The organism is Serratia sp. 121840015-1, from assembly GCF_053627655.1.
In genome coordinates this window covers 1-19,881 of sequence record NZ_JBSEYF010000003.1, presented here as the reverse complement: position 1 = coordinate 19,881, position 19,881 = coordinate 1, and the positions used below count along the sequence as shown (strand labels likewise).

Sequence of the window (19,881 nt, the reverse complement as noted above, 5' to 3'; positions counted from 1 at the left end):
ACGTAAAAGCATTTGGACGTCTATACATCTGGAAGTCATGTTGGCAGAATAGCGTTTCAGATGCAATAACCACGCAACAAGGAATTAACCGCCGATGCAAGCGCTTAACACCACCAGTTTGACCCTGCAGGACAACCGCCTTTGGATCCTCGATCAGCAAGCCCTGCCGCAGGAAAAGCGGTGGCGCACCTGCGACAGCGTGGAGGAATTGGTCGGGCACATTCACAGCCTGCGGGTGCGCGGCGCGCCACTGATCGGGCTGTCTGCCAGCCTGCTGTTGGCGCTGCTCGCGGAACGCGGTCTGCCGCGCGCCGAGCTGGAGCAGGCGCTGCACACGCTGCGCGCCGCCCGCCCGACGGCGGTCAACCTGATGAATAATCTGGATCGCATGAAGCTGGCGCTGGCGGAGCCTGATTGGGTGCCGGCGATGGTGAACGAAGCGCTGCGGTTGGTGGAAGAAGATCGCCGATTGTGCGATCGCATTGCCGATCACGGCGCTGGGCTGGTCAAGCCCGGCAGCCGCCTGCTGACCCACTGCAATACCGGCGGGTTGGCCACCGCCGGCGTCGGCACCGCCATCGGCGTGCTGCTGCACGCTCACCGGCAAGGCAAGGTGCAACAGGTGTGGGTCGATGAAACCCGGCCGCTGCTGCAGGGCGGCCGCCTGACCGCCTGGGAACTGGGCGAGCTGGGCATTCCCTATCGCCTGATCTGCGATTCGATGGCCGCCTGCCTGATGGCACAGGGCCAGGTCGATGCGGTGTGGGTCGGCGCGGATCGCATCGCCGCCAACGGCGACGTCGCCAACAAAATCGGCACCTACAGCCTGGCGGTGCTGGCGCACTACCACGGCATCCCGTTCTACGTGGCCGCCCCGCATACCACCCACGATCCGCACTGCCCGGACGGCGCCGCCATTCCGATCGAGCAGCGCGCGGCGGCCGAAGTCACCGGCGTTTCAGGCAGCTTCGGCGCCTGTCAGTGGGCGCCAAACGAGGCACCGGTCTACAATCCGGCGTTCGACGTTACGCCGGCCAAGCTCATCAGCGGCTGGGTATTCGACAGCGGCGTGATTACGCCGCAGCAGGTTGAAGCGGGGATCTTCCGGCGGGCGCTGGGGTAACGCCCGCAGATTGACGCTCAGTCCAGACGCGGATAGGCATCGGCGATCTTGTCGCCGGTGAAATGCGCCACCCAGCCTTCCGGGTTGTCGAACACCCGGATCGCGGTGAAATGCGGGGCCGATCCCATATCGAACCAGTGCCGGGTGTTGGCCGGCACCGAGATCAGATCGTTCTTTTCGCACAGGATCTGGAAGATCTTGCCGTCCAGATGCAGGCAAAACAGCCCTGCGCCTTCGACGAAAAAGCGTACTTCATCTTCGCCGTGCGTATGTTCGGACAGGAATTTTTCACGCAGCGCCTGGCGCTGCTCATGGTCCGGCCGCATGCTGATCACATCCCAGCTCTGGTAACCCTTTTCCGCCACCAGCCGGTCTATCTCATGCTGGTAGGCGGCGATCACCGCCTCCGGCTGCGGGTTATCGCCCAGCTCGCGATCCGCTTGCCAGCGCTCAAAGCGCACGCCGATCTGCGCCAACTGCCGCTTGATCTCCTGCGCATCGCGGCTCTGCCACAGCGGCTGCTGCGGCGCTGTATCGCTGAAAATGGTCAATCCACTCATGAGACAAACTCCCCTAAATCGATACGATCAAAACGGTTAACCTGCGGATGCCGGCTCTGGTCGTCCGCCTCATCGCGGATCAGCTGGCAGGTATGCCAGCCGGCGGCCTGCGCCGCATCCAGCTCCTGGTGGATGTCGGACAAAAACAGCAGCTCGTCGGGCGCGATGCCGATAGCCTGCGCGATGTTGCGGTACGACGCGGTTTCACGCTTGGCGCCGACGTGCGTATCGAAATAGCCGCTGAACAGCGGCTGCAGATCGCCCGCATCGCTGTGGCCGAACAGCAGTTTCTGCGCTTCCACCGAACCGGAAGAATAGACGTAAAGCTTCACCCCCTGCCGCTGCCAGGCGGCCAACTGCCCGGCGACCTCCGGATACAGATGCCCGCGAAAGTCCCCTTCGCGGTAGCCGCTGCGCCAGATGATGCTCTGCAACGCCTTGAGCGCGGTAGATTTACGGTCTTCATCCATAAAGCGGTACAGGGCGGCGATCAGCGCGTCAAGATCTGCCTGCGGCTGGTCAATTTCAGCGCGCAGCGCCGCCAGCGGCGCGGCGACTTCGCTCTCAGCGGCATGGCGGCGCACAAAATCCGCCAGCCGTTCGCGGGCGTAAGGAAACAGTACCTGATGCACAAAGCGAATATCGCTGGTGGTACCTTCAATATCGGTCACGATAGCGCGGATCATTTCGCCTCCAGTAAGCGGCGTTGCAGTTCACACTGGAACAGGAATTCCAGCCCTTCGAGATGGCGGCGGGCTTCCGCCACCTGGCTCCCCCAGCAATACAGGCCGTGGCCGCGTACCAGAAAGCCGTATTGCAGCGGCGTGGCCTCGGCATAGGCCGCCACGCGCGCCGCCAGCCGGGGGATATCCTGATCGTTGTCGAAAATAGGGATCGCCACGCTGTCCAGGTGGCTGCGCTGGCCGGCCAGCGACTTCTGCATTTCGTACCCCTGCAGCACCAGCGCATCGCCGCGCTCCACCCGCGACAGGACGGTAGCGTTGACGGAATGGGTATGCAGCACCGCGCCGATGTGCGCAGACAGGCGGTAGAGCAGCGTATGCAGCCCAGTCTCCGCCGATGGCGTGCGGCCGCTCGGCACATGATTGTCGGCGATATCCACCCGCAGAAAATCGGTGGCGCTGAGGCTACCCTTGTCTTTGCCGGACTCGGTGACCAGGCACTGACGTTCGTCCAGGCGCAGCGACATGTTGCCGCCGGTCGCCGGGCACCAGCCTTTGTCGCCAATCCAGTGGCAGGCCGCCAGCAATGCGGTAAGTTGCGGATTCTCCGTCATTATTATCGTTTCCCGTTCGGTAAGGCGGTCGGCAGATGAAACGTTGCCTGCCGCGTGGCGGGCTAAGCACTTTTTCGCATTTAGCCATCTAAGCGTCTTGATTGCCAAATACTAGCATCGTGTTATATTGACGGCAATATAAGCGCCTGGAGTATTCACCTGCTATGAGCACTTCCGCATTGATTCCCGAAAGTAAACTGCCTGCCCTGGGCACCACCATCTTTACCCAGATGAGCGCGCTGGCGCAGCAGCATCAGGCGATCAACCTGTCGCAGGGCTTCCCCGATTTCGACGGCCCGGACTACCTGAAAGAACGTCTGGCCTGGCACGTCGCCCAGGGCGCCAACCAGTATGCGCCAATGACCGGCGTGGCGCCGCTGCGCGAAGCCATCGCCGACAAAACCGCCGAGCTGTATGGCTGGCAACCGGACGCCACCGCCGAAGTGACCGTCACCGCCGGCGCCACCGAAGCGCTGTTCGCCGCCATCAGTGCGCTGGTGCGCCCCGGCGACGAAGTGGTCTGCTTCGATCCCAGCTATGACAGCTATGCGCCGGCGGTCACGTTGGCCGGCGGCATACTCAAACGCATCGCCCTGCAGCCGCCCGCGTTTGCCGTGGATTGGCCAGGGTTCGCCGCCGCGCTGTCGCCACGCACCCGCCTGGTGATCGTCAACACGCCGCACAACCCGTCCGCCACCGCCTGGCAGGCGGAAGACATGCAGCAGCTGTGGCACGCTATCGCCGAACGCGAAATCTACGTGCTCAGCGACGAGGTTTACGAACACATCTGCTTCGCCAAAGGCGGGCACGCCAGCGTGCTGGCCCACCCGCAGCTGCGCCAACGCGCGATCGCGGTGTCCTCTTTCGGCAAAACCTTCCACATGACCGGCTGGAAAGTGGGCTATTGCGTGGCACCCGCCGCGCTGAGCGCCGAGGTGCGCAAAGTGCATCAATACCTGACCTTTTCGGTCAATACCCCGGCCCAGCTGGCGCTGGCGGATAGCCTGCGCGCCGAGCCGGAGCACTGGCGACAGCTGCCGGCGTTCTATCGCGCCAAACGCGACCGCTTTGTGCAGGCGCTGACGAGCAGCCGACTGGAAATTTTACCCTGTGCAGGTACATACTTCTTGCTGGCGGACTACAGCGCCATCTCCGATCTGGACGATGTGGCATTCTGCCATTGGTTAACCGAGCACGTGGGCGTGGCGGCCATTCCGCTGTCGGTCTTCTGTGCCGATCCTTTCCCCCATAAATTGATCCGGCTGTGCTTCGCTAAACAGGACGCCACGCTGGATGCAGCTGCGGAGCGGTTATGTCGACTTTAAAAATTACCCTGTTGCAGCAACCGCTGGTCTGGCGCGACGGCCCCGCCAACCTGGCGGCTTTCGATGCGTTGCTGGCGCCGATCGTTGGCCGAGATCTCATCGTCTTGCCGGAGATGTTCACCACCGGTTTCGCCATGGATGCCGGCGAGAGCGCCCTGCCCGAACAGCAGGTGATCGACTGGCTGCACGGTTGGGCGGTGAAAAGCCACGCGTTAATCGGCGGCAGCGTGGCGCTGAAAACTGACGAGGGTGCGGTCAACCGCTTCCTGCTGGTCGAGCCGGGCGGCCAGGTGCACGCCTATGACAAACGCCACCTGTTCCGCATGGCCGGCGAACATCTGCACTACCAAGCCGGCAACCGGCGTGAAATCTTCGAATGGCGCGGCTGGCGCATCCTGCCGCAGATCTGCTACGACCTGCGTTTCCCGGTCTGGGCGCGCTATCAGCAGGATTACGATCTGGCGCTGTACGTCGCCAACTGGCCGGCGCCGCGCAGCAGCCATTGGCAAACGCTGCTGGCGGCGCGGGCGATTGAAAACCAGGTGTACGTGGCGGGCTGCAACCGGGTGGGCGAAGATCCCAACGGCCTGAGCTACAGCGGAGACAGCCTGATCATCAGCCCTCAGGGCGAGATCCTGGCGAATGCGGAGCCCGGCGCGGCCACGCGGCTGGACGCCGAGCTGTCGCTGGAAACCCTGCAGAGTTACCGCAGCGCCTTCCCGGCCTGGCGCGATGCCGACAGCTTTCTGCGTTTAGACTGATTCCCCCTTCTCCCAGCCGGCGATCATCAGGCAATAGGCCTGGATCGCCAGCGCCACGTCCGCCTGCCGCACCGCTTCGTCCGGATGATGGCTGACGCCGCCGGCGCAACGCACGAACAGCATGCCGACCGGCCATTGCGCCGCCACGGCGATGGCGTCGTGCCCGGCGCCGCTCGGCAACGCCAGGCTACGGCCCTGCACTTGTGCGACAGCCGCCTGCCAGCGGCGCTGCAGGTCCGCGTCGCAGGCGGTGGCATCGATGCGATAAAACGCCTCGCTGGCGAAGCGCATTCCACGCCGCGCGCAGATCGCCTGCGCCTGCGCCAGCAACGCCGTCAATAGCGCCGCCAGCGGCGCATCCTGCGGGCCGCGCACATCGAGCGTCAATTTCACCTCACCGGGGATCACATTGACCGCGCCCGGCAGACTCTCGATGCAGCCGACGGTGGCCACCAGTGGCGAATCGGCGGCGCAGGTCAGCGTTTCGACCGCCGTGATCCATTCTGCTGCGGCCGCCAGCGCATCTTTGCGCTGCCCCATCGGCACCGTGCCAGCGTGGCCCGCCTCGCCGCTGAAAGTGCAGTTAAGCCGGCGCGCGCCATTGATCGCCGTCACCACGCCCAGCGCCAAATCGGCCGCCTCCAGACATGGGCCCTGTTCGATATGTAATTCGAGATAGGCGCGAATTTCGTTTGGTGCGCGACGCGCCTGCGCGATCGCCGCCGGATCCAGCCCAAAGTCGCGCATCGCCTGCGCTATGCTCACGCCGTCGGCATCAGTGCGCGCCAGCCACTCTGCGGGCCACTGGCCGGTCAGGCCGCGGCTGCCGAGCAGCGTGACGCCAAAGCGCGCGCCCTCCTCGTCGGCAAAGCCGATCACCTCCAGCGCCAGCGGTAATCGATGCCCCTGGCGGTGATAGTGCGCCACCGTTTCCAGCGCCGTGAGCACGCCGAGCATGCCGTCATAGCGCCCGGCGTTACGCACCGTGTCCAAATGCGAACCGAGCAGCAGCGCGGGGGCGCCGGGCGTGTGCCCTTCATAGCGGCCGCAGATATTGCCGACGCTGTCCTGCCAAACCTGCATGCCGCTCTCACGCATCCACTCCCCGACTCGGTGATTGGCGCGCCGATGTTCGGCGGAGAGATAAAGACGCGTCAGCCGATCGGGCTCTGCGCTGATCGCCGCCAGCTCGTCACAGCGCGCCATCACCCGTGCGGCGGCCTGCTGTGCCTCCAGCTGCGTCATCCACGCTTGCCTGTGTCATAAACGTTCCAGGCGGCCTGCAACGCCTCGCCCTGCTTGCTGGCGAAACCGAGGCGGTTCAGCACCGCCTCCAGCGCCGCCAGGGTTTGCAGCACGCAATCTTTGCGCGCGTTGTAACCCATGGTGCCAATGCGCCAGATCTTGCCCTGCAGCGGGCCAAACGAGGTGCCGATTTCAATGCCAAAGTCATTCAGCATCATCTGCCGCACCTGTTCACCCTGTACTTGCGGCGGGATCATCACGCCAAGCACGTTGTTCATGCGGTGCTCAAGATCGCCGAACACTGCCAGCCCCATGCCCCGGATGCCCGCCAGCATTGCCGCGCCGTGCAGCCGGTGGCGGGCGATGGCGTGATCCAGCCCTTCTTCGAGGATCACCCGCGCGCATTCCCGCGCCGCGAACAGCATGCTGGTGGCTTCGGTGTGGTGATTGAGGCGCTCCGGCCCCCAATAATCCATGATCATGCCGATGTCGAAATAGTTGGAGTAGATCATCTCGTCGTCGCCATCGGCGTGCTCGGCGGTGCGGATCCCCTCCTCCACGCATTTACGGCGGCGCACAATCTCTTCAAACTGCGGGCTAAGAGTGACCGGCGAGCTGCCGGAGGGGCCGCCCAGGCACTTCTGCAGCCCGGCGGAGACCGCATCCAGCCCCCAGGCATCGGTCTCCAGCGGGTTACCGCCGAAGGAAGCCGTCGCGTCGGTATAGAACAGCACGCCGTGGCGGCGGCAGATATCGCCCAGCTCATACAGCGGCTGCAGCATGGTGGTGGACGTGTCGCCCTGCACCGTCAGCAGCAGGCGCGGGCGCACTCGCTTAATCGCGTCTTCGATGCGATCGGCGCTGAACACTTCGCCCCACGGTACCTCGATCGTGTGTACCTCGGCACGGCAGCGGCGGGCAATCTCGCACAGCAGATGCCCGAAACGGCCGAAGACCGGCACCAGCACCTTATCGCCCGGCCGAATGGCGGAAACCAGCAGTGCCTCGATGCCGGCGCGCGAGGTGCCGTCCACCAGCATCGTCCAGCGGTTTTCGGTGCGGAACAGCGCGCGGTACAGCGCCATGACCTGATTCATGTAACCGGTCATCGCCGGATCGTACTGGCCGATCAGCTGACTCGACATGGCGCGCAGCACGCGCGGATCGGCGTTGATCGGCCCCGGCCCCATCAGCAGGCGCGCCGGCGGGTTAATCTGATCGAATTGCGAAGTATCCAACATGTTCATTCCCTGTCAGCTTAGTAAGTTATTGAGTTATGCCGTCAGCGTCGACATGACGTTTGTTTGCTGCCCAACAGCCTACTCCCGATAGGGATTCAGTTGAAACAAAAGATTCTTATGATCAATTAATGAAACCAAAGTAACACAATGAGGTGACCGATCCGCCTTAAACGGCGGAAGGTGAAGGAAGGGAAATGAACTGCCGTGCTTAACGCAGCTCCAGTTCGTCCAGCGCCTGGAACAGTTCGGCGACGTGATGAATGCGCTGCCGCCCCTGCGCCAGCCTCTCATGCAGCAACGCATTGCTGAGCAGGCTGGCCAGGCTCATGGCGGCAGCATAGCTGTCAAAGGCCGACACGCTGTCGAGCGGCACGGTCAAATGCCAGTTGGCCAACGGGAACAACGCCTGCGCCTGCGGTTCACAGATCAACAGCGTCGGTACCCCGCGGCTTTGCAACAGCGCCAGCACTGCCTTTATCTGGCGCGGCCGGCGACGGAACGCCACCACCACCGCCACGTCCTGCGGCGTCAGCCCCGCCAGATCTTCCGCCAGCGTCTGCCCCGGCTGCGGCGCCAGCAGCACCTGTTCACGCACCTGCATCAGCTGCTGGCGCAGGTGCATCGCCACCGGATAGCTGTTGCGCAGCCCCAGCAGCATTACGCCTCGCGCCTGCGCCAGTGCGGCGATCGCCGCGCTGAACTGCACCGCATCGATCTGCTTTACCCAGCGGGTGAGATTGGCCATTTCCTGCTTACAGTGCCGCGCCAGCAGCGTATCGCCCTGCACCGCATCGCGGCTGTCGGTCAGCGGCATGCCACTTTGGCGCAGGGTGCGCAGCTCATCGCGCATGGCGCGGTAGTTGGGGTAGCCCAGCCGTTTGAACAAGCGGCTGACCGTGGCTTTGGAAACGCCGCTCAGACGCGCCAGCTCGGCGCTGTTGTAACCGATCAAATCGTCATAGTGATCGAAAATGAAGTCGGCCACCCGCTGCTCCTGTGGCGTCAGCTGTGGGTAGTCGCGGCGCAGGCGTTCGTCGAACCGTTGCATTATCGTTCTCGCTGTAACATTCGTTTCAGCGGAACATAACACGGTCGAACTACCCGCTGGCAAGTGATTATTCGTGGGTGGGGAATGGCAGCGGCATGCCCTTCTCCCGCATCAATGCCGGAAAAGGGCCGCGCGTTCAGCACCAATAGGCCATGAAGTTGACGGTAGCGCGATCCAGATCGCGTTCGCCGATCAGATAACGCCGCAGCGTTTTCACCGTGGAAGACTCGGCCGCCACCCAGGCATAAAAAGCGTTACCGCCGGCCGCACGCTCCCACAACACCTCATCGCTCAGGCTGCTTTCCGCCAGGGACTGCGCCTGCGCACACGCCGACGCGGGGATATCGACCCGCTGGCGCACCGCCTCCACCAGCAGCGTGCCATGCGCCAGTTGGTGGCCCACGTCACGCGGCAGCCAGTAAACCTCGGCGAACGGGAAACGGGCCAAATCCAGGCAATCCCCCGCCACCGGCACCTCAAAAAATGCCTGCACTCGCGGCGGATTGGCCTGCTGCGCCAGCTGCTCCAGAATACCCATCGCCGCCGGCACCGCCGTCTCATCGGCGATCAACAGCGCCTGCTGCAACTGCGCCGGCGGCACCCATTCGTAGCCGCCGCTGTCGCCGTCGAAGTCAGCGTTGGGAGCGACCGTCTGAAGGGCGTCACCCGGCTCGGCGTGGGTCGCCCAGGCGGAGGCCGGGCCGTTCACGCCATGCAGCACGAATTCGACGTCCATCTGATTCTGCTCACAGCGCAGCGCACGCAGCGTATAGGTGCGCATCACCGGACGCTGTTCTTTGGGGATCGCCATGTAATCGCCGTACCAGTCCGGGCCGTTGACCAACTGCGGGATCTTGCCGTCCTCCGCCGGGAACAACAGTTTGATGCGCTGATCCGGCGCTTCCAGCTTCATCCGATGAATATCCGCACCTTCAAACACGCAGCGCACCAGCGAAGGTGAAATCAGCGTTTTGCTTTTCAAGGTGATATCAAAAATTCTGTAGCTGGCGGACATGTTCTCGATTCTCCGGCAACGGCTGTCGCTTATACGTATGGCCGATCGGCTACCGTTTGACGGCGTGGAGTGCGCGATCGTGCAGCGGATAAAATGTTAATAAAACTAATTAATTACGTTAATGTATCGCAAAAAATCATATCATGATTTTATTGATAACAAGAAACGTTATTGATAAAAGAATCATTCTCAAAAATAACGTAATAACAATATCACCTGGGAAATAACGATGAAACGCAAACACCTTTGGGTATTGAACCCTTGTCTGCTGGCAATGCTTGCGCCGGCGGCTTGGGCAGAGGATCAGAAAGCCGGCAACGAAGAGCAGTTGGTGGTCTCCGCCAGCCGTTCGCACCGTAGCGCGGCGGAAATGGCGCAGACGACCTGGATCATTGAAAGCCAGGAGATCGAACAGCAGGTTCAGGGCGGTAAAGAGATCAAGGACATGTTGGCGCAGCTGATCCCCGGCATGGACGTCAGCGGCCAGGGCCGCACCAACTATGGCATGAATATGCGCGGCCGTTCGATGATGGTGATGATCGACGGCGTACGCCTGAATTCATCGCGCAGCGACAGCCGCCAATTGGATTCGATCGATCCGTTCAATATCGATCATATTGAGGTGATTTCCGGCGCGACCTCGCTGTACGGCGGCGGCAGCACCGGCGGCCTGATCAACATCGTCACCAAAAAGGGGCAACCGGAACAACAGGTCGAGTTGCAGATCGGCGGTAAAACCGGCTTTGGCGGCCATAACGATCACGACGAGAACGTGGCGGCGGCGGTCAGCGGCGGCAACGACAACGCCTCGGGGCGCCTGTCCGTTTCTTACCAACGCTACGGTGGCTGGTACGACGGCAAAGGCAACGAGGTGCTGATCGACAATACCCAAACCGGCCTGCAGTATTCCGATCGCCTCGACGTCATGGGCACCGGCACCCTCAACATCGACGATCATCAACAGCTGCAGCTGACCACTCAATACTATAAAAGCCAATCCGACGGCGACCACGGCCTGTTCCTGGGAGAGAACTTTGCGGCGGTGACCGGTAACGCCAAGGCATACAACAGCGGAAACTTAAATTCCGACCGTATCCCCGGCACCGAACGCCATCTGATCAACCTGCAGTATTCCAACACCGATTTCCTCGGCCAGGATTTGGTGGCGCAGGTCTACTACCGCGACGAAACCCTGACCTTCTACCCGTTCCCGACGCTGGCGGGCAAAGCGCCGAACTATTACGTCAGCAGCATTGGCGCTTCGCAGCAAAAAACCGATTTCTACGGCGGCAAGCTGACGTTAAACAGCAAGCCTGTCGATGCACTGACGCTGACTTACGGCATCGACGCCGAGCATGAGAGCTTCAACGCCAACCAACAGTTCTTCAACCTGGCTAAAGCGCAACAGTCCGGCGGCATGACGCTGGAGAACGCCTACAATACCGGCCGCTACCCGAGCTATACCACCAGCAACCTGGCGTCATTCCTGCAGGCCAGCTACGACATCAACCCGATCTTCACCCTGAGCGGCGGCGTGCGTTACCAGTACACCGAAAACAAGATTGACGACTTCGTCGGCTATAACCAACAGCAGGCGATCGCCACCGGCGCCGCGACGTCCGCCGACGCGATACCGGGCGGGAAAACCGACTATAACAACGCGCTGTTCAACGCCGGCCTGTTGGCGCACCTGACCGAGCGCCAGCAAACCTGGTTCAACTTCTCTCAGGGCTTCGAGATTCCGGACCCGGGCAAATATTACGGCAACGGCACCTACGCGTTGAACGGCGGCCATTACCGACTGCTGAAGAGCGTCAACGTCGGTGATTCCAAGCAGGAAGGCATTAAGGTCAATGCCTACGAGCTGGGTTGGCGCTATACCGGCGATAACCTGCGCACGCAAATCGCCGCCTACTACTCTCTGTCCGACAAGAGCATCGCCATCAACAAAACCGACATGACCATCAACGTCAATGCGGACAAACGCCGCATCTACGGGGTGGAAGGCGCGGTAGACTACTTCTTTGAAGACAGCGACTGGAGCGCCGGCACCAACTTCAACGTTATCCGTTCCGAAACCAAGGTCAACGGCGAATGGAAGAAGCTGGTGGTCGATACCGCCAGCCCATCGAAAATCACCGCTTATGTCGGCTGGGCGCCGGGCGACTGGAATCTGCGTTTACAGTCGCAGCAAACCTTCGACGTGTCGGACGATGGCGATTACACCAAGGCCAACTCCACTCAGGGCCGCAAAATCGATGGCTACAACACCCTCGATTTTCTCGGCAGCTATACCCTGCCGGTAGGGAAAATCAGCTTCAGCGTGGAAAACCTGCTGGACAAGGAATACACCACCGTTTGGGGCCAACGCGCGCCGATCCTGTACAGCCCGACCTACGGCTCGCCTGAGCTGTACAGTTATAAAGGCCGCGGACGCACCTTCGGCTTGAACTACTCGGTGTTGTTCTGAGGATAAGGGGCCGGTCTGCCGGCCCCGTTTATTGGGCCGCACCGTTTTGCAGAGAGCAGAAACGACGAAGCCCTGAGTTATCGCTAACTCAGGGCTTCTGAATAGTGGCGGAACGGACGGGGCTCGAACCCGCGACCCCCTGCGTGACAGGCAGGTATTCTAACCAACTGAACTACCGCTCCGCGCCATTCCCTCTTGCGGGGGAACGAGGCGCATATTACGGACGCCTCTCGGTTCCGTCAACGCCTTTTTCTCACCAAATGAACCGTTTGCACAGTTTTTCAACGAAGGTTCATCCGGTGCGTTTTTTTCGTGCAACAATGCCGTTACTCGGCCGGCGAACCGCGCCACAGGCAGCTGCCGCCCTTTTTCGCCACCAGATCCAGACGCGCCTCGTGCGCCTTCACTTCTTCGTCGCTGGCGTAGACCACTTTCATCGCCGTCGCCGGGCGGACAATGCGCTGAATTTCTTGCGCGGCGTCGTTTTGCTGGGTATCACCTTCCATCTGGAACGCTATCGAGGTCTGACCGCCGGTCATCGCCAGATAGACTTCCGCCAAGATCTCGGCATCGAGCAATGCGCCGTGCAGCGTACGCTTACTGTTGTCTATCTCATAACGGCTGCACAAGGCATCGAGGTTGTTGCGCTTGCCCGGGAACAGGCGGCGCGCCATCAGCAGGCTGTCGGTGATGGTGCAGAAGGTCTCGGTCTTCGGGATACCCTGCTGCAACATGCGGAATTCGTGATCCATAAAGCCGATGTCGAACGCCGCGTTATGGATCACCAGCTCGCCGCCGCGGATAAAGTCGAGGAATTCGTCGGCAACCTGATCGAAGGTCGGCTTGTCGGCCAGGAAATCGTCGCTGATGCCGTGTACGCCGTAAGCTTCCGGATCCACCAGCCGATCCGGCTTGATGTAAACGTGGAAGTTACGCCCGGTCAGGCGGCGGTTAATCACCTCCACCGCACCGATTTCGATGATGCGGTGCCCTTCGTAGTGCACCCCAAGCTTGTTCATACCGGTGGTTTCGGTATCGAGGACAATCTGTCTGGTGGTTGTAGAGATCATATTGCAGTGCTCACAGCGCTCGTTTATGTCAGACTTGGCTTTTATAAAACTGATAGGAAGAGTCTACCAGAGATGCTCAAACAGGTAGAAATTTTCACCGATGGCTCCTGCCTTGGCAATCCCGGCCCCGGGGGTTACGGTGCGATATTACGCTATAAGCAGACGGAAAAAACTTTCAGCGAGGGTTTTCGTCTGACCACCAATAACCGCATGGAAATGATGGCGGCGATCGTGGCGCTGGAAGCGCTGACCGTACCCTGCGCCGTGACGCTCAGCACTGACAGCCAGTATGTGCGCCAGGGCATCACCAGTTGGATCCATAACTGGAAGAAGCGCGGCTGGAAAACCGCCGAAAAAAAGCCGGTCAAGAATGTCGATCTGTGGCAGCGGTTGGATTTGGCCATTCAGCGCCACGAGGTAAAATGGGAATGGGTCAAGGGCCACGCCGGCCACCCGGAGAACGAACGTTGTGACGTGCTGGCGCGCGAAGCGGCCGGCAAGCCGACGCAGGAAGACGTCGGTTATCAACCGGAAGCCTAAGGCAGTTTGCGGTAGCTCTTGGTCGCGCCCACCGCGCGGCTGAGAGACGGTTTTCTCGCCCCCAGTTTCATCGGCGTGGGCGTCAGCGGCAAGGTGCGTTTGCGCGCCACAATCACGCTCATGCAGCCCAGCGCCGGCAAATGGGTGCATAAAAATTTTCCACCCTGGCGATGCCACGGCAGCACGTGAAAACGCGCCTGGTGCAGCACCTCATAATTCAGCAGGCTGAGCCAATCCAGCAGCCGCATCTGGGTAAACATGCGGCTGACATAGGGCTGGCGGCGACGCAGTCCGGGCACCAGCTTGCCCAATCCCAACAGGCTGAACGGATTGAAGCTGCTGATAACCAACCAGCCGTCGTCGATCAATACCCTGTCCACCTCGCGCAACATGCGGTGCGGATCGTCCGCGTAGGACAGCGTATGCGCCAACAGGCAGGCATCCACCGACTTGGCGGCAAACGGCAGTTGATAAGCATCGGCGATCACCTGCAGCCCTTCGCCCTCCAGCCCTACGTTGACCTGATGGGAAATCGCGCATTTGTCCGTGGCCAGCTCGGCGCTGAGCATGCCCATCTTCAGCAGATGGAAACCGAACAGCTTCGGCCACCAGGGTTGCAACTGTCGCTCGAGCGCTTCACGATAGTACTCCCCCCACGGCAGCGCCGCCCAGGACTGCGGGCCGGTGAGCTTTTGTAGAGTACGGGCTGGTTTCATGATTTATTATCTTCTTTCAAGCCGTTGCCAACGAGAGGTACACCATGAATCTTATCAGCATTCCCGCCTTCCAGGACAATTACATTTGGTTATTGGATGACCGGCAGGGAGGCTGCATTATCGTCGATCCGGGTGAGGCGCAGCCGGTGCTCGAAGCGCTACAGCGCCTGCAGCTGGTGCCGGCGGCGATCCTGCTGACCCACCATCATCACGATCACGTCGGCGGCGTGGCGCAGATCGTGGCTCAGTATCCCGGCCTGGCCGTCTATGGGCCGCAAGAAACCGCAGACAAAGGCGCCAATCACATCGTCCGCGACGGCGACACCTTTGACATCGATGGCTGCCATTACAGGACGTTCGCCGTCCCCGGCCATACGTTAGGCCATGTGGCATTCTATAGTGCCCCTTATCTGTTCTGTGGCGACACAATGTTCTCTGCCGGCTGCGGCAGGCTGTTTGAAGGCACCGCCAAACAAATGTACGACTCATTTCAACAACTCGCGCAACTTCCCGATAACACCTTAATTTGCTGCGCGCATGAATATACTCTTTCAAATCTTAAGTTTGCGCGGGCTATTTTGCCGGAAGATCGAGAGATTGAAACATATCAACAACATGTTGAAGCGTTAAGGGCAAAAGGCCAAGCCAGCGTGCCGACCACATTGCAATTAGAGCGCAAAATTAACCTGTTTTTACGTTGCCATGACACTGATTTACAAAAGAAATTAGGCTTTAATTCACCACCAGAAAGCCTTCATTCAGTTTTTTCCGAATTACGCCTGCGGAAAGATAACTTCTAAGCTTTTAGTTGTGTTATTTGGCGAAGCAAAGTATTATTGCTCGTCTTTTAAGCAACTACATTGACACACACATGAAGGCTAAAGCGATATTTCTCGCCTCAGTCTTGCTAGTGGGTTGCCAGTCGTCCAGGCAGGACGCACCGGCGCCAGAACAGCATGCACAGAGTTTGTCTTCGGCTGGTCAAGATGGTGAAGCAGGAGAGTACACAGCAAATGGCCGAGCGAGCTCGGCGCGGTGGTTGGATAACAACAGTCCCGCCGCGCAACAGGACCTGTGGAACTTCATTAGCGACGAGCTGAAGATGGAGGTTCCGGAAAATTCCCGGATCCGTGATCAGAAAAGAAAGTACTTAAAAAGTAAGAGCTATCTCCACGATGTAACATTACGGGCAGAGCCGTACATGTACTGGATAGTCGGGCAGATTAAGAAACGTAATATGCCGATGGAACTGGTACTGCTACCCATAGTGGAGAGCGCTTTTGACCCACACGCCACGTCAAGTGCCAACGCCGCAGGGCTATGGCAAATCGTGCCGCAAACGGGTCGCAATTATGGTTTGAAAAACAATCAGTGGTATGACGGTCGACGCGATGTCGTCGCCTCGACAACCGCTGCGCTTAACATGATGCAACGCTTGAACCGCATGTTTAACGGCGACTGGTTACTGACCGTAGCCGCCTATAACAGTGGTGAAGGCCGCGTGATGCAAGCGGTGAAGGCAAACAAACGCCAGGGTAAGCCAACCAATTTCTGGGCACTGTCGCTTCCGCGTGAAACGTCAATCTATGTCCCGAAAATGCTGGCGCTGAGCGACATCATCAAGAACAGCAAGAAGTACGGCGTGAAACTCCCGAAAACGGATGAAACCCGTGCGCTGGCGCGTATCGATGTCGGACAGCAGATCCAGCTGACTCAGGCGGCTGAGATGGCAGGGCTTTCGGTCACCAAGATGAAAGCGTATAACCCAGGCTACAAAAAAGGCGTTACGGCACCTAACGGGCCCCATTACATCATGGTTCCCAAAGGGCATGCCGATCAGCTGAAAGACTCGCTGGCCGATGGCCAGATCGCCGTGACTCAGCCAACGACGCAGTTGGCGAAGAACAGCGGTTTGTCCGGTGGCAGTTCGTATAAAGTACGCTCCGGCGACACTTTATCGGGCATTGCCAAGCGGCTGAACGTTAAGACCAGCGATTTGCAGAGTTGGAACAACTTGCGCGCCAAGAGCGCCTTAAAAGTTGGGCAAACCCTGCAAGTGGCCAGCAATACGGGCAGTAACAGCAGTATCACCTATCAGGTTCGCAAAGGTGATTCGCTCGCCAGCATTGCACGTCGTCACGGCGTCGATATTAACGACGTGATGCGTTGGAATTCAACGCTCGGTAAAGGCAGTCTGCAACCCGGTCTGAAGTTGACCCTGTTTGTCGGCAACAAGCTAACGCCGGATACCTAAGTTTCCGGCACAAAAAAAGCACCCCTCGGGGTGCTTTTTTATTACCTGCGATTCACCAGACGGGGGAGTCTTTTTCCGGGTGGAACTCCACCAACAACGGATTGTGATCCGACGCGCTGGTCACCAGCACCGAGGCCTCAACAACACCCAGGTTACGGTAAAACACGAAGTCCAGCGGGCGACCAAAGGCCTTGCGACGATGATCGTCGGTGAAGCTAACCTCGCGCAGCGCCATTTCGCCGGCAAAGTCATACAGCGCGTTGATACGTTTACGGCTCCAGGCGTTGAAGTCCCCCGCCATGATCACCGGCCCCCGATGGCTGGCGATCTGCTCGCCAATCGGCCCCAGCTGCTTGCTGTAGACGTCGACTCCCAGGCTGAAGTTCACCGCATGGATATTCACCACCATCAACAGCTCGCCATTGTACAGCGGGTAAACGGTGATCAAGGCCGATTTGGACAGCCGCAGCAGCGGCTCACGCTCACGCAGCGGGCAGCAGTAAACCGGATGAGCGGCTGCCAGCGTCATCACGCCGGAAGGATGTTGCGGCAACACAAAGGCCGGCACCTGATCGGCCGCCAGATAGTTGGCGGTAGCGTAGCTCACCAGCTCCGGCGTGGTTTGCGCCTCTTGCAACAACACCAGCTGCGCATCTTTGCCATGATTTTTCAGCACCGAAAGCCAGTCGGCTCGTTGCTGTTTGAAAATATTCCATACCATGACGCGCAGAGCGCCGGTCGTCGGCAGCGCAGCCCCTGGCGGCAACGGCTGGTTAACGGCGCCAGGAAAAATTCGTTCGACTGGCTGGCCTGCAACATACCTCATTGCATAAGTTCGTTTCGGCACGCGATTCGCCTATTACCCATTAGCATGAAACTGGCGATGAAGACTTCGCCAACGGTGAATTGATTATACGCCTGCCCCGCACAGAGGGCATGGCTTTTACAGGCATAACCTTTTCAGTTATAGGGGCCGTCTGCGGTGATTTCAATATTCTGAGGGTATAGCTGTGTAAAGGTGACGCATCAGAGGTGAAAAATGCGAAAAGGCCAGCAAAATGCGCACGGGATATCGGAATGTACAGGTTCGTGCTCAAGTGGGTGACGGCGATGCTCCGACGTGATTAAATGACGAAATCGCTCAAAATTTCAAACGATGTTTGCCCGTGGAGCAAAAATGAAAGCGAATTCGGACGAGCTTATCACCTTCGTCACCGTAGTGGAGAGCGGCAGCTTCAGCCGGGCGGCAGAGCGCCTGCAGCAGGCCAACTCCGTGGTTAGCCGTACGGTAAAAAAACTGGAGAGCAAGCTGGGCGTGACCCTGCTCAACCGTACGACACGCCAAATCAGCCTGACACAGGAAGGCGAAAACTACTTTCGGCAGGTGCAAAAGGTGTTGAGCGATATGGCCGCAGCGGAAAATGCGTTGCTGGAAAGCCGCCAACGCCCGCAGGGGCTGCTGCGCATCGATGCCGCAACGCCGGTCGTCTTGCATCTGTTGACGCCGCTGGTCGCCGAGTTTCGTGAACGCTATCCGGAAATGTCGCTATCGTTAGTCTCTTCGGAAAACTTCATCAATTTGATCGAACGGAAAGTGGATATCGCAATCCGCGTCGGCGAGCTGACGGACTCTACGCTGAAAGCGCGCAAGCTAATGGCCAGCTATCGGCGCATCCTGGCCTCCCCCGCCTACCTGGCGCAGTATGGCGCGCCAAAGACGGTGGCCGATCTGGAACACCATTGCTGCATCGGCTTTAACGACCTGCCTAACCTAAACCGCTGGCCGCTGGCCTGTGCCGATGGTCGCCAACTGGAGATCGTTCCAGGGCTGACCACCAACAGCGGCGAAACCCAGCGCCACCTGTGCCTGCACGGCAACGGCATCGCCTGCCTGTCGGACTTTATGAGTGATGAAGACGTCAAACGCGGGGATCTGGTCCCCCTTCTGGTGGGGGACACGCTGCCACTCGAAATGCCGATCAACGCGGTGTACTACAGCGATAGCGCCGTCAGTAACCGCCTGCGCAGCTTTATCGATTTTATCAGCGAGCGGTTAAAGTGATAAAAAAGGCGCTCTCTCGAGCGCCTGAGGTCATCATATCTGAAGATTAGTCCCAGTCGGGTGCCAGACCTTCCGGGCTGACCAACCGGCCGTTGCTTTCCAGCGCGGCAATCTGTGCCATATCTTCATCACTCAGCTGCAGCTGCTGCGCTAGCAGGTTACTTTCCAGGTTTTCACGCTTGGTCGAGGAAGGGATCACCGCGTAGCCGAGCTTCAGCGCCCAGGCCAGGACCACCTGTGCCGGCGTCGCCTTGTGCCGCGCCGCGATACGCTTGATCGTCTCCTCCTGCAACGCTTTGCCATACGCCAGCGTCATATAAGAGGTGATGGCAATGCCATGCTGCCGTGCGAACGCCACCACTTTCTCATTCTGCAAGAACGGCGACAGTTCGATCTGGTTGGTTGCGATCTGATCGGCACCGACCGCGTCAATCGCCTGCTGCATCAGATCGACCGTGAAATTGGATACCCCTATCTGATGGGTTAGCCCCAATCGCTTGGCTTCCAGCAATTCAGCCATAAACTCGGCGACCGACACTTCATCATTTGGCGATGGCCAGTGAATCAATGTCAGATCGACATACGAGGTCTGCAGTTTGACCAAGCTGTCTCGCAGGCTGGGAATTAATGACCCCTTGGCCAGATTCGCGATCCAAATTTTGGTCGTGATGAACAGCTCGTCACGCGGCACACCGCTGGCTGCGATAGCCTGGCCGACGGCCGCTTCGTTTTCATAGATCTGTGCGGTATCGATAGCCCGATAGCCCAGTTCCAGCGCCGTACTCACCGAGTCGATAACGACCTGATCCTGAAGGCGGAAAGTACCTAAACCAAATGCAGGAATGCTCACAATTTTTACTCTCTCATTAGTGGATAAATAGCAATGCGAGAGAGTATGGCAATATTTTTAGTGAGCAAAAACGCCAGGTTCGGCATAAGACTTTTGATCAACAGGCAACAATATTGAGGAAAAGCGGCAGGAGCGGTGGCAATTTCGACGATATTCCGTGAATTTTGCATATGAAAAAGCCCTGAGTCAGAGACTCAGGGCTTATCAATTAAGTGGCGGAACGGACGGGGCTCGAACCCGCGACCCCCTGCGTGACAGGCAGGTATTCTAACCAACTGAACTACCGCTCCACCGATTCTTTTAC

Annotated in this window: 19 protein-coding genes and 2 tRNA genes; 8 read left to right on the top strand and 13 right to left on the bottom strand. The window is 59.5% G+C overall.

The annotated features are described in order from the left end of the window. Positions 1–94: 94 nt before the first annotated feature. On the top strand, positions 95–1,123 hold the full coding sequence (gene mtnA, locus ACUXAC_RS16335) for an S-methyl-5-thioribose-1-phosphate isomerase (protein WP_387443322.1): 1,029 nt from the start codon (positions 95–97) through the stop codon (positions 1,121–1,123). Between the two features lie 17 nt (positions 1,124–1,140). Here mtnA and ACUXAC_RS16330 read toward each other — a convergent pair whose 3' ends face one another. The 3 genes from ACUXAC_RS16330 to ACUXAC_RS16320 are packed head-to-tail and all read right to left on the bottom strand — an operon-like array spanning position 1,141 to position 2,980. Beyond that, positions 1,141–1,683: a 1,2-dihydroxy-3-keto-5-methylthiopentene dioxygenase gene (locus ACUXAC_RS16330; RefSeq protein WP_308343438.1), complete on the bottom strand. Its 543-nt coding sequence runs from the start codon at positions 1,681–1,683 to the stop codon at positions 1,141–1,143. Continuing rightward, on the bottom strand, positions 1,680–2,369 hold the full coding sequence (gene mtnC / locus ACUXAC_RS16325) for an acireductone synthase (protein ID WP_454266785.1): 690 nt from the start codon (positions 2,367–2,369) through the stop codon (positions 1,680–1,682). Before mtnC ends, ACUXAC_RS16330 begins: the two co-directional genes overlap by 4 nt. Next, entirely contained in the window at positions 2,366–2,980 is a 615-nt protein-coding gene (locus ACUXAC_RS16320) for a methylthioribulose 1-phosphate dehydratase (RefSeq protein WP_038871354.1), read from the bottom strand. Before ACUXAC_RS16320 ends, mtnC begins: the two co-directional genes overlap by 4 nt. Positions 2,981–3,144: 164 nt before the next feature. On the opposite strand from ACUXAC_RS16320, the gene ACUXAC_RS16315 reads away from it, so the two are divergent. Together ACUXAC_RS16315 and ACUXAC_RS16310 are read left to right on the top strand one after the other, a co-directional pair. Beyond that, entirely contained in the window at positions 3,145–4,305 is a 1,161-nt protein-coding gene (locus tag ACUXAC_RS16315; protein ID WP_141958030.1) for a pyridoxal phosphate-dependent aminotransferase, read from the top strand. Further along, a complete protein-coding gene (locus tag ACUXAC_RS16310) occupies positions 4,293–5,066 on the top strand; it encodes an amidohydrolase (RefSeq protein WP_049271923.1) in 774 nt (257 codons plus the stop codon). Before ACUXAC_RS16315 ends, ACUXAC_RS16310 begins: the two co-directional genes overlap by 13 nt. On the opposite strand, the gene hpxK is transcribed toward ACUXAC_RS16310, so the two are convergent. The 4 genes from hpxK to ACUXAC_RS16290 form a co-directional block, all read right to left on the bottom strand. Continuing rightward, positions 5,058–6,311: an allantoate amidohydrolase gene (gene hpxK / locus ACUXAC_RS16305; RefSeq protein WP_387443315.1), complete on the bottom strand. Its 1,254-nt coding sequence runs from the start codon at positions 6,309–6,311 to the stop codon at positions 5,058–5,060. The two genes, ACUXAC_RS16310 and hpxK, sit on opposite strands and share 9 nt — an antisense overlap. Next, positions 6,308–7,552: a pyridoxal-phosphate-dependent aminotransferase family protein gene (locus ACUXAC_RS16300; RefSeq protein WP_387443313.1), complete on the bottom strand. Its 1,245-nt coding sequence runs from the start codon at positions 7,550–7,552 to the stop codon at positions 6,308–6,310. Before ACUXAC_RS16300 ends, hpxK begins: the two co-directional genes overlap by 4 nt. Before the next feature lie 208 nt (positions 7,553–7,760). Further along, positions 7,761–8,600 (bottom strand): MurR/RpiR family transcriptional regulator, encoded by an 840-nt coding sequence (locus ACUXAC_RS16295; protein WP_060425266.1) that lies wholly within the window; start codon positions 8,598–8,600, stop codon positions 7,761–7,763. Between the two features lie 136 nt (positions 8,601–8,736). Then, positions 8,737–9,615, bottom strand: coding sequence for a siderophore-interacting protein (locus ACUXAC_RS16290; protein ID WP_060425264.1), 879 nt, complete (start codon positions 9,613–9,615; stop codon positions 8,737–8,739). A gap of 229 nt (positions 9,616–9,844) precedes the next feature. Here ACUXAC_RS16290 and ACUXAC_RS16285 point away from each other — a divergent pair, with 229 nt between their 5' ends. After that, on the top strand, positions 9,845–12,085 hold the full coding sequence (locus ACUXAC_RS16285) for a TonB-dependent siderophore receptor (RefSeq protein WP_454266784.1): 2,241 nt from the start codon (positions 9,845–9,847) through the stop codon (positions 12,083–12,085). A 105-nt stretch (positions 12,086–12,190) separates the two neighbouring features. Here the strand turns inward: ACUXAC_RS16285 and ACUXAC_RS16280 are convergent. Together ACUXAC_RS16280 and dnaQ are read right to left on the bottom strand one after the other, a co-directional pair. Further along, positions 12,191–12,267: transfer RNA gene (locus ACUXAC_RS16280), tRNA-Asp, on the bottom strand. Positions 12,268–12,411: 144 nt separating this feature from the next. Next, complete coding sequence (dnaQ, locus tag ACUXAC_RS16275; protein WP_159317667.1) at positions 12,412–13,155, bottom strand: DNA polymerase III subunit epsilon; 744 nt, start codon at positions 13,153–13,155, stop codon at positions 12,412–12,414. A 72-nt stretch (positions 13,156–13,227) separates the two neighbouring features. Between dnaQ and rnhA the strand changes: the two genes are divergently transcribed. Continuing rightward, positions 13,228–13,695, top strand: coding sequence for a ribonuclease HI (gene rnhA, locus ACUXAC_RS16270; RefSeq protein WP_387443307.1), 468 nt, complete (start codon positions 13,228–13,230; stop codon positions 13,693–13,695). Here the strand turns inward: rnhA and ACUXAC_RS16265 are convergent. Continuing rightward, positions 13,692–14,411, bottom strand: a complete 720-nt coding sequence (locus ACUXAC_RS16265; protein WP_387443304.1) for a class I SAM-dependent methyltransferase — start codon at positions 14,409–14,411, stop codon at positions 13,692–13,694. The two genes, rnhA and ACUXAC_RS16265, sit on opposite strands and share 4 nt — an antisense overlap. Positions 14,412–14,455: 44 nt before the next feature. Here ACUXAC_RS16265 and gloB point away from each other — a divergent pair, with 44 nt between their 5' ends. Continuing rightward, complete coding sequence (gene gloB, locus ACUXAC_RS16260; RefSeq protein WP_454266783.1) at positions 14,456–15,211, top strand: hydroxyacylglutathione hydrolase; 756 nt, start codon at positions 14,456–14,458, stop codon at positions 15,209–15,211. Between the two features lie 71 nt (positions 15,212–15,282). Next, positions 15,283–16,665 (top strand): murein transglycosylase D, encoded by a 1,383-nt coding sequence (gene mltD / locus ACUXAC_RS16255; RefSeq protein WP_060440648.1) that lies wholly within the window; start codon positions 15,283–15,285, stop codon positions 16,663–16,665. A gap of 52 nt (positions 16,666–16,717) precedes the next feature. On the opposite strand, the gene ACUXAC_RS16250 is transcribed toward mltD, so the two are convergent. Next, on the bottom strand, positions 16,718–17,512 hold the full coding sequence (locus ACUXAC_RS16250) for an endonuclease/exonuclease/phosphatase family protein (RefSeq protein ID WP_025160092.1): 795 nt from the start codon (positions 17,510–17,512) through the stop codon (positions 16,718–16,720). 330 nt (positions 17,513–17,842) lie between these two features. Between ACUXAC_RS16250 and yafC the strand changes: the two genes are divergently transcribed. Beyond that, positions 17,843–18,727 carry a DNA-binding transcriptional regulator YafC gene (yafC, locus tag ACUXAC_RS16245; RefSeq protein ID WP_387443298.1) on the top strand — a complete coding sequence of 295 codons (885 nt, stop codon included), beginning with the start codon at positions 17,843–17,845 and terminating at the stop codon, positions 18,725–18,727. Between the two features lie 46 nt (positions 18,728–18,773). On the opposite strand, the gene dkgB is transcribed toward yafC, so the two are convergent. Next, a complete protein-coding gene (gene dkgB / locus ACUXAC_RS16240; RefSeq protein ID WP_387443296.1) occupies positions 18,774–19,577 on the bottom strand; it encodes a 2,5-didehydrogluconate reductase DkgB in 804 nt (267 codons plus the stop codon). Positions 19,578–19,790: 213 nt separating this feature from the next. Beyond that, positions 19,791–19,867, bottom strand: a tRNA-Asp gene (locus ACUXAC_RS16235). Positions 19,868–19,881 lie beyond the last annotated feature (14 nt).

Coding starts and splice junctions, on each gene's coding strand:
- ACUXAC_RS16285 (WP_454266784.1), top strand. CDS start 9,845: ATGAAACGCAAACACCTTTGGGTATTGAACCCTTGTCTGCTGGCAATG.
- rnhA (WP_387443307.1), top strand. CDS start 13,228: ATGCTCAAACAGGTAGAAATTTTCACCGATGGCTCCTGCCTTGGCAAT.
- ACUXAC_RS16300 (WP_387443313.1), bottom strand. CDS start 7,552: ATGTTGGATACTTCGCAATTCGATCAGATTAACCCGCCGGCGCGCCTG.
- mtnC (WP_454266785.1), bottom strand. CDS start 2,369: ATGATCCGCGCTATCGTGACCGATATTGAAGGTACCACCAGCGATATT.
- ACUXAC_RS16310 (WP_049271923.1), top strand. CDS start 4,293: ATGTCGACTTTAAAAATTACCCTGTTGCAGCAACCGCTGGTCTGGCGC.
- ACUXAC_RS16295 (WP_060425266.1), bottom strand. CDS start 8,600: ATGCAACGGTTCGACGAACGCCTGCGCCGCGACTACCCACAGCTGACG.
- ACUXAC_RS16330 (WP_308343438.1), bottom strand. CDS start 1,683: ATGAGTGGATTGACCATTTTCAGCGATACAGCGCCGCAGCAGCCGCTG.
- yafC (WP_387443298.1), top strand. CDS start 17,843: ATGAAAGCGAATTCGGACGAGCTTATCACCTTCGTCACCGTAGTGGAG.
- ACUXAC_RS16265 (WP_387443304.1), bottom strand. CDS start 14,411: ATGAAACCAGCCCGTACTCTACAAAAGCTCACCGGCCCGCAGTCCTGG.
- ACUXAC_RS16315 (WP_141958030.1), top strand. CDS start 3,145: ATGAGCACTTCCGCATTGATTCCCGAAAGTAAACTGCCTGCCCTGGGC.
- mtnA (WP_387443322.1), top strand. CDS start 95: ATGCAAGCGCTTAACACCACCAGTTTGACCCTGCAGGACAACCGCCTT.
- hpxK (WP_387443315.1), bottom strand. CDS start 6,311: ATGACGCAGCTGGAGGCACAGCAGGCCGCCGCACGGGTGATGGCGCGC.
- mltD (WP_060440648.1), top strand. CDS start 15,283: ATGAAGGCTAAAGCGATATTTCTCGCCTCAGTCTTGCTAGTGGGTTGC.
- ACUXAC_RS16290 (WP_060425264.1), bottom strand. CDS start 9,615: ATGTCCGCCAGCTACAGAATTTTTGATATCACCTTGAAAAGCAAAACG.
- dnaQ (WP_159317667.1), bottom strand. CDS start 13,155: ATGATCTCTACAACCACCAGACAGATTGTCCTCGATACCGAAACCACC.
- gloB (WP_454266783.1), top strand. CDS start 14,456: ATGAATCTTATCAGCATTCCCGCCTTCCAGGACAATTACATTTGGTTA.
- ACUXAC_RS16320 (WP_038871354.1), bottom strand. CDS start 2,980: ATGACGGAGAATCCGCAACTTACCGCATTGCTGGCGGCCTGCCACTGG.